1 protein-coding gene and 1 pseudogene are annotated in these 963 nt (G+C 67.4%); both read right to left on the bottom strand.

Features of this window, described 5'->3' with window-relative positions:
- A pseudogene (locus EOA60_RS34800) lies at nt 1–392 on the bottom strand (alpha-D-ribose 1-methylphosphonate 5-triphosphate diphosphatase); the annotation flags it as partial.
- A 30-nt stretch (nt 393–422) separates the two neighbouring features.
- A partial coding sequence (locus EOA60_RS34795) for a DUF1045 domain-containing protein (RefSeq protein WP_128312720.1) occupies nt 423–963 on the bottom strand: 541 nt, incomplete at its 5' end.

Raw genomic sequence — 963 nt, 5'->3', positions numbered from 1 at the left:
GCCCTGAGCCGATCCTGGCGCACGCTGTCCTCGATCGCGTCGGCGAGCTTGCGCACGTCGTCGGACTTCAGGTCGGCATCCTCGTCCATGCCGACACGCAAGGCGTCGAGCACCGTGGTGATGCCGGCGGTCGCCACCTGCGCATCGTGGGCGAGCACGGCGGCGATCGGGTTCCAGCGCACTTTCGGACGCGGCGCGTAATGGCCTTCGAGGTGATCGGTGTGCAGTTCTACGAGACCCGGGATGATGTAGTCGCCGCCCATGTCCTCGCCGGTGCGGGCCGCACCCGGCTCGATCGCGGCGATCAGCCCATCGCGCAGCAGCAGCGAGCCCGCGACGATCTCGTCGGGCAGCACGATGCGGGCATTGTTCAAAACGGTCTCGGCGGTCATTTCAGCAGTCCTATCTCAGGCGGGCGGACATCAGGCGGTTTTTCTGGCCGGGCCGCGTCCAAGCACGTGGTGCGAGAGCACCATGAAGGGCGCGCCCGGTTCGGTTTCGACGAACAGCGTCAGCGCATCCACCGGCACCGGACGCTGCAGCACATCCGCGAACAGGCTGTCGATTGCAGCGCGAAGGCGCGGGCTTTCCTGTGGCCCGACCCGTCCGGAGAGCGTCATGTGGAAGCGGAACGTCTCGAAGACGTAGGGATAACCCCACTGGCAGAGGTTGCGGAACTCATCCGGCTTCAGCGAGTCTGGGCTGCGGCGCTCGATCTCGGCCTCGGTCAGCGGCGCGCGGAAGCGGTCGAAAGCGCGCACGACCTCGCCGGCGAAACTGTTGAGCGGCTCGAAAGGACTTTCCGGCACCAGCGCGAAAAAGCCGTCGATCTGGCCGACGACCAAACGCGGGATGACGACTGGCGGCGTGACCTCGGCGAAATCGTCGAGCGCCGCCCGCAGCGAGGCTTCCGATTCGCTGGGCGCCAGCCGGAACGGCGCCTTCAGCGTCGCGTGGCAGCCG

The organism is Mesorhizobium sp. M1A.F.Ca.IN.020.06.1.1, assembly GCF_004023265.1.
GTDB lineage: Bacteria > Pseudomonadota > Alphaproteobacteria > Rhizobiales > Rhizobiaceae > Mesorhizobium.
This window is presented reverse-complemented; position numbering and strand designations above follow the sequence as displayed.